Here is a 6,237-nt window from a genome sequence, read left to right as displayed (position 1 = left end):
GCTGATCGAAGGCCCCGGCCAGGCCGCGCCCGCGCGCCTGGATCCGGTCGCCTTCGAGGGCGCCGTCAAGGCGCTGACCCAGAACGCCATCGATGCTGTGGACGGACGCGGCTCGGTGGCGTCCGGCTCGAGGCGCTGCTTGAGGGCGGCCTGCGGTTGAGCGTGCGGGATTCGGGGCCGGGAATGAACCGGGAGCTGGCGGCCAGGGCCATCGAACCCTTCTTCACGACCCGCGAGGGCGCCGCGGGCCTGGGACTGTCGCAGGCTTACGCCTTCGCGCGGCAGTCGGGCGGGACGCTGTCGATCGACGGCGCGCCGGGCGACGGCGCCGAAATCTCGATCACCCTGCCCCAGGCCGAGGGCGTTCTCGCCGCCTGACTGCCCGCTATCCCCGTTCGTCGATCACGGTGTAGGGTGGTTAACGAGACGCGTGGAGGGCGATCATGAAGGTGTTGCGATTCATCGTGGTGCTGGCCGTCATCGGCTACGCCGGCTGGCTGGCCTGGCCGTTCATCCAGCCGCTGATCCAGGGCGGAGCGCCGGACCTTCCGGGGGTGGCCGCCCAGGCGGACGCCGGAGCCGGCGGCGACCTGTTCGGAGTGATTCCGGCCTGGACCCTGTGGGTGGGGGCGGTCGCCCTGTATCTGATCGCCGCCTTGATGCTGGGGGCCGGCAATTCCAAGGCGGCCGTCGCCTACTTCCTGGGCTTCATCGCCGACGCCGTGCTGAGGCTGGCGCTGGACCGGAACGGCGGCGGCGATGCGGCCGCCCGGTCGAGCGGATCGGCGACCATGGCCGCCCCCGAAGCTCTGTCGAACCTGCCGTTCGACCCGCTGTGGCTGGTCCTGGGCGTCCTGTTCCTGCTGGGGGTGCTGGTTGTCGTCGCCAGCCGGCGCATCCGACGCAAGCGCGTCGCCGGCCAGTTCGCCTACTGAGGCCGGCCTCCCGCCCAGGCGGATCATGCCTACATGTGGTTGACCCCGGCGCCCTTGCCGCTAGGTTCCGCGCGCCTTCCCGCGCCCACGACAGGACCAGAGAGACCCCATGGCCGAAGCCGCCACCCCTAGCGCTCAGTATGACGTCGTCATCATCGGCGGCGGCCCCGGCGGATACAACGCCGCGATCCGCGCCGGCCAGCTGGGCCTTAAGGCGGCCTGCGTCGAGATGCGCGACACCCTGGGCGGCACGTGTCTGAACGTCGGCTGCATGCCGTCCAAGGCTCTGTTGCACGCCTCGGAACTGTTCGAGGCCGTGAGCAAGGAATTCCCGACGCTGGGCATCGAGGTCGGCGCGCCCAAGCTGAACCTGGGTCAGATGATGAAGCAGAAGGCCGACAGCGTCGGGCAGCTGACCAAGGGCGTCGAGTTCCTGTTCAAGAAGAACAAGGTCGAGTGGATCAAGGGCCGGGGCCGCATCACCGGCCCTGGCGCGGTCGAGGTGACGGCGGCGGATGGTTCGAAGTCGACCCTGGCCACGAAGAACATCGTCATCGCCACCGGCTCGGAGCCGACCCCGTTGCCGGGCGTCGCCTTCGAGGAGGGCAGGGTGGTGGATTCGACCGGCGCCCTGTCGCTGCCGTCGGTCCCCAAGAAGCTGATCGTGGTCGGCGCCGGCATCATCGGCCTGGAGCTGGGCTCGGTCTGGCGCCGTCTGGGGGCCGAGGTGACGGTGGTGGAGTTCCTGGACCGCATCACGCCCGGGATGGACAAGGACGTCGCCACCGCCTTCCAGCGCGCGCTCACCAAACAGGGCATGGCCTTCAAGCTGGGCTCCAAGGTCACCGCCGCCAAGACCGGCAAGGACGGCGTGGAGCTGACCATCGAGCCCGCCGCCGGCGGCGCGGCCGAGACGCTGAAGGGCGACGTCGTTCTGGTGGCCATCGGGCGCCGTCCCTACACCGACGACCTGGGCCTGGAGACCGTGGGCGTCGAGGCCGACAAGCGGGGCTTCATCGCCAACGACCACTTCAAGACCAACGCGGGCGGCGTCTGGGTGATCGGCGACGTCACGCACGGCCCGATGCTGGCCCACAAGGCCGAGGAGGACGCGGTCGCCGTCATCGAGCTGATCGCGGGCAAGGCCGGCCATGTCGACTATGACCTGGTGCCGAGCGTCGTCTACACCTCGCCGGAAGTGGCCTGGGTCGGCAAGACCGAGGAGCAGCTGAAGGAGGCCGGGGTCGCCTACAAGGCCGGCAAGTTCCCCTTCACGGCCAACAGCCGCGCCAAGATCAACCACGAGACCGAGGGTTTCGTGAAGGTGCTGGCGGACGCGGCGACCGACAGGATCCTGGGCGTCCACATCCTGGGCCCCCAGGCCGGCGAGATGATCGGCGAAGCCTGCGTGGCCATGGCGTTCGGCGGGGCTTCGGAAGACATCGCCCGCATCTGCCACCCGCACCCGACCCGCTCGGAGGCCGTCAAGCAGGCGGCCATGGGCGTCGAAGGCTGGATCATGCAGGCCTGAGGCCTGTTCGCTATCTGTCGACCTCGTCCTCGATCGTCCGGGTGGTCTGCCGGCGCAGGCCCTCGAAAGAGACGCGCCCGTTGGGGAAGTCCAGCGTCACGTCCCGGAAGCGGCCCAGCAGATCGGCGCCGATCAGCAGCGCCGGCCGGTCCGCGATCTCCAGCGTCCGGAAACAGTGCAGGTCCGCGAACAGCAGCGGGGTGACCCCTAGCCGGGAATTACCCAACCGCAGATCGTCCACGCGGGCCAGATCGGCCTGCAGGCTCTGGCCCGTGACGCCGAAAAGGGGGATCGGGCGGGATGGGCGGCCCGCGTCGGCGCGGCGCGCCGCGATGCCCGGCGCAGGTCCAGACTTGCCGATCGAATACTGGGCCCCGCTGTCGACGAGGCCGCCGCGGGGCTGATCATCGACCACCACCTGGGTCAGGATCAGCTGGCCGAAACGGCCCCTGACCGAGCGGATGCCGTCCCGCCGAAGGCGCGTATCGGCCGACGCCCTGCCGCCTGTCAGCACGCGGATTCCCTGCGCGCTGAGGCTTGCGGACCGGCGAGCGACGTCGAAGGTCAGCCGGAACCGGCCGAGCACGTCCAGACCCAGCAGGCCGTCCGCGCCCAGCTGGTCGCGCGGCAGGACCGGACAGCGCAGATTGCGGAAGCCCAGGCCGCTGAGCGCCAGCCGACCGACCGCGACGCTGGGCGTGACCGTCGCCGTGGTGATGCCATGGACCATGACGGGATTCAGCTCGGGCAGGCCCAGTTGGTCCGCCACGGCGTCGGAGATGGAGGTGGACCCGGCGCCGGTGTCGATCACGAAGGTGAAGGGGCCGCGCCCGTTCAGGATCACCCCGGCTCCGACGCGGGTGAACAGGTTGGACAGGAGCTGGATCGGCATCGGACCCGCGGACGGGGCGTTCGGCTCAAGGGGATCCTGCGCCCAGGCGGCGGAAGCCGGAAACGCGCCGAGGCCCAGGCCGGCCAGCAGCGCGCGGCGGTCCAGGCCCTCAGTGCGGGTTCGATCCAGCGCCGCCTCCACTTCGCGGTCGATTTCTGGACACTCTAGGCGCCGTTTGACTGATGTGGCGAGTCCGTGACGGGGCCGCAGCCGCCACCCTGCTGTCAGGCGCGGGGGTGGGCCGCGGAGTAGGCGTCGAGCAGGCGGGCGGCGTCGACGGCCGTGTACTTCTGGGTGGTGGACAAGCTGGCGTGCCCCAGCAACTGCTGGATGGAGCGCAGGTCGGCCCCGGCCCCAAGCAGGTGGGTGGCGAAGCTGTGCCTGAGGGCGTGCGGGGTGGCGCTGGCCGGCAGGCCCAGGCGGCCTCGCAGCGCTGCATCGCGGCCTGCACCTGCCGTGGGCCCAGCGGGCCGCCGCGCCGGGCCCGAAACAGGGCGTCCTGAGACTCCAGGGAGAAGGGCAACAGGGCCAGATAGGCGTCGATCGCCGTCGTCACCGCCGGCAGAACCGGGGCCAGACGGGTCTTTCCGCCCTTGCCGGCGATGCGCAGGGCCTCGGGCAGGGGGACGTCGGCCCTGACGAGGGACAGGCCCTCCGATATCCGCAGGCCGCAACCGTAGAGCAGGGTCAGGACGGCACGGTCGCGGGCGGCCTCCCACGGGGCGGCGTCTGGATCGGCCTCGGTTTCGGCCAGCAGGCCCCGCGCCTGATCCTCGGTGACCGGACGCGGCAGCGTCGGCTTCAGGCGTGGGCCGCGCACAAGGGCGAGTTGGGGGGCGTTCACGCCGCATCGCCGATCCAGGAAGATGTGAAAGGCCCGGATCGCCGACAGGGTCTGACTGATCGAGCGGCCGTTCAGCGGCCGGTCCCCGCTTCGTCGTTCGGCAAGGTGGGCGCGCAGGTCGGCGGCGGCGACCGTCCCGAGATCGACCAGCCCCTGGGGTCCGCCCCGGTGCCGCTCCAGGAAGGCCAGGTACAGGCGGCCGATGTGGCCGTAGGCCTCCAGCGTCCGGGGCGACAGGCGGCGTTCGTGCGACAGATGCTCCAGCCAGGCCGCCAGAGCCTGATCCGCGGTGGTCAGGTCAGGATGGGCCATCGTTCGGCCGTGCGCTCGACCACGCGAGCGATGAAGGCGACCAGTTCGCAGCCCATGGTCGGCGTGAAGCCGTCCTCGTCGGGCGAGCCGAAGGCGCAGATCGCGTGCCGGCCCGGCTCGTCCGAGCCGGGGAACTGGGGCGCCATCCGGATCAGGGCGACCGACTTCACCTCGCGCTCGACGGCGCCGAACAGGCCCAGGCCCGAAAAGTTCGGCCCCAGCCATGTCAGGCCGTGCTCGCCCAGAAGGGCGTCGACGCCGCCGGTCTCGAGCGCCTTCCAGCCGAAGGGCACTCCGCCGGGTTTCTCCAGCGCGATGGCCGCGCCGACCAGGCCGAAGCGGCCCTGGGCCACCGCATCCAGGCGGCGGGAGAGATCGGAGGGGTTTCGCGCCTCCATCAGGTCCAGCGCGGCGACGTGGGTCTGGGTTTGGGCGGCGAAGTTGGCGCGGGCGACGGCCTCCACGCGTTTGCGGGCGTCGGCCTCGCGCTCGGCGACCTCCTCCAGCTTGGTCAGCGCGGCGCGGCCGAACTCGACCACATTGCGGCCGTGCGGCTTCAGGCCGATCTCCTCCAGCAGGGAGCGGTCGTCCAGCAGGGTCTGGGGATTGGCCTGCAGCCAGGCGCGGATTTCCGGCCAGTGAGGCTCTTCGGGCTTGGCGGAGAGGTCAGGCGAAACGCTCACGGACCTCTCCCCGGAGGCGTTGATTACAGGATCGACTGACCGGTCTTGCCCCAGTCCGCCAGGAAGGCATCAAGCCCCTTGTCGGTTAACGGGTGCTTGACCAGGGCCTTGAAAACGTCCGCCGGCAGGGTGGCGGCGTCGGCGCCGGCGAGCGCGGCGGCCGAGACGTGGCCCGGGTTGCGCAGGCTGGCGGCCAGGACCTCGGTCTCGAAGCCGTGGATGTCGTACAGCGTCCGGATCTCTTCCAGCAGGCCGATTCCGTCGGCGCCGTGATCCTCCAGCCGGCCGACGAAGGGCGAGATGAAGGTCGCGCCGGCCTTGGCGGCCAGCATGGCCTGGGCGGCCGAGAAGCAGAGGGTGACGTTGGTCCTGACCCCCTTGTCGGCGAAGGCGCGGGTGGCGCGCAGGCCGTCCCAGGTCAGGGGCAGCTTGACCACGACGTTGGGAGCGATGGCGGCGAGCTTGTCGCCTTCCTTGACCATGGTCGCGAAATCGGTCGCCACGGCCTCGGCGGAGATGGGCCCCTCGACCAACGCGCAGATTTCGGCGATGACCTCGGCGATGTTCCGGCCCGACTTGGCGATCAGAGACGGATTGGTGGTCACGCCGTCCACCATTCCGGTGGGGACCATGTCCTTGATGACGGCGACGTCGGCGGTGTCGAGGAAGAGTTTCATGGCGGGGCTTCTACCGGAGAGGGGGCGGCGGTGAAAGTCGCATCCGTCTTGATTCCTCTGCCGGTGCCCGAGGCCTTCGACTACGAGGTTCCGGACGGGCTCGAGGTCACGCGCGGCGACCAGGTCGCCGTGCCCCTGGGGCCGCGGCTGATCCGGGGCGTGGTGACCGAGGCGCACGAGACGACCGGTTCGAACGGCGGCTCAAGGCGATCGATCATGTGCTGGAGGATCCCCGGCTGCCCGAGCGGACCGTGGATTTCGTCGAATGGGCGGCCCGGTGGACGCTGAGCGCGCCGGGAGAGATGGCGTCGGCGGCGCTGAAGGGGCTGCGCGCGCCGCGCCCCCGGCCCGAGCGGCCGGGTG

7 protein-coding genes and 1 pseudogene are annotated in these 6,237 nt (G+C 70.8%); 4 read left to right on the top strand and 4 right to left on the bottom strand.

The window, feature by feature from the left end; genetic code table 11:
• Nucleotides 1–162 precede the first annotated feature (162 nt).
• From AC2W7C_RS12360 to lpdA, 3 genes are all read left to right on the top strand, one after another.
• Nucleotides 163–378: an ATP-binding protein gene (locus AC2W7C_RS12360; protein ID WP_486001711.1), complete on the top strand. Its 216-nt coding sequence runs from the start codon at nt 163–165 to the stop codon at nt 376–378.
• Between the two features lie 65 nt (nt 379–443).
• Complete coding sequence (locus AC2W7C_RS12355) at nt 444–935, top strand: hypothetical protein (RefSeq protein WP_486001710.1); 492 nt, start codon at nt 444–446, stop codon at nt 933–935.
• Nucleotides 936–1,044: 109 nt separating this feature from the next.
• Nucleotides 1,045–2,466 (top strand): dihydrolipoyl dehydrogenase, encoded by a 1,422-nt coding sequence (gene lpdA / locus AC2W7C_RS12350; protein WP_486001709.1) that lies wholly within the window; start codon nt 1,045–1,047, stop codon nt 2,464–2,466.
• 10 nt (nt 2,467–2,476) lie between these two features.
• On the opposite strand, the gene AC2W7C_RS12345 is transcribed toward lpdA, so the two are convergent.
• The 4 genes and pseudogenes from AC2W7C_RS12345 to fsa all read right to left on the bottom strand — a co-directional run bounded on the left by AC2W7C_RS12345 (nt 2,477) and on the right by fsa (nt 5,874).
• A complete protein-coding gene (locus AC2W7C_RS12345; protein ID WP_486001708.1) occupies nt 2,477–3,358 on the bottom strand; it encodes a retropepsin-like aspartic protease in 882 nt (293 codons plus the stop codon).
• 224 nt (nt 3,359–3,582) lie between these two features.
• Nucleotides 3,583–4,514: pseudogene (locus AC2W7C_RS12340) on the bottom strand (tyrosine recombinase XerC).
• Nucleotides 4,496–5,197, bottom strand: a complete 702-nt coding sequence (locus AC2W7C_RS12335; protein ID WP_486001707.1) for a DUF484 family protein — start codon at nt 5,195–5,197, stop codon at nt 4,496–4,498. The pseudogene AC2W7C_RS12340 and the gene AC2W7C_RS12335 overlap by 19 nt, the downstream one beginning before the upstream one ends.
• Before the next feature lie 23 nt (nt 5,198–5,220).
• Nucleotides 5,221–5,874, bottom strand: a complete 654-nt coding sequence (fsa, locus tag AC2W7C_RS12330) for a fructose-6-phosphate aldolase (protein WP_486001706.1) — start codon at nt 5,872–5,874, stop codon at nt 5,221–5,223.
• A 30-nt stretch (nt 5,875–5,904) separates the two neighbouring features.
• Here fsa and AC2W7C_RS12325 point away from each other — a divergent pair, with 30 nt between their 5' ends.
• The gene (locus tag AC2W7C_RS12325) at nt 5,905–6,162 is read left to right on the top strand and encodes a primosomal protein N' family DNA-binding protein (protein ID WP_486001705.1); all 258 of its coding nucleotides are present in this window, start codon (nt 5,905–5,907) and stop codon (nt 6,160–6,162) included.
• The last annotated feature ends 75 nt before the right edge of the window (nt 6,163–6,237 follow it).

The sequence above is a fragment of the Brevundimonas sp. CURTG3B2_SDJG genome, assembly GCF_057364705.1.
Note: the sequence above shows the minus strand (reverse complement) of the source record. Positions and strands in the feature narration are given on the sequence as shown.

What these genes read in the sequence shown, in the direction of transcription:
- AC2W7C_RS12345 (WP_486001708.1), bottom strand. Translation starts at nt 3,358, where the DNA reads ATGCCGATCCAGCTCCTGTCCAACCTGTTCACCCGCGTCGGAGCCGGG.
- lpdA (WP_486001709.1), top strand. Translation starts at nt 1,045, where the DNA reads ATGGCCGAAGCCGCCACCCCTAGCGCTCAGTATGACGTCGTCATCATC.
- AC2W7C_RS12355 (WP_486001710.1), top strand. Translation starts at nt 444, where the DNA reads ATGAAGGTGTTGCGATTCATCGTGGTGCTGGCCGTCATCGGCTACGCC.
- fsa (WP_486001706.1), bottom strand. Translation starts at nt 5,874, where the DNA reads ATGAAACTCTTCCTCGACACCGCCGACGTCGCCGTCATCAAGGACATG.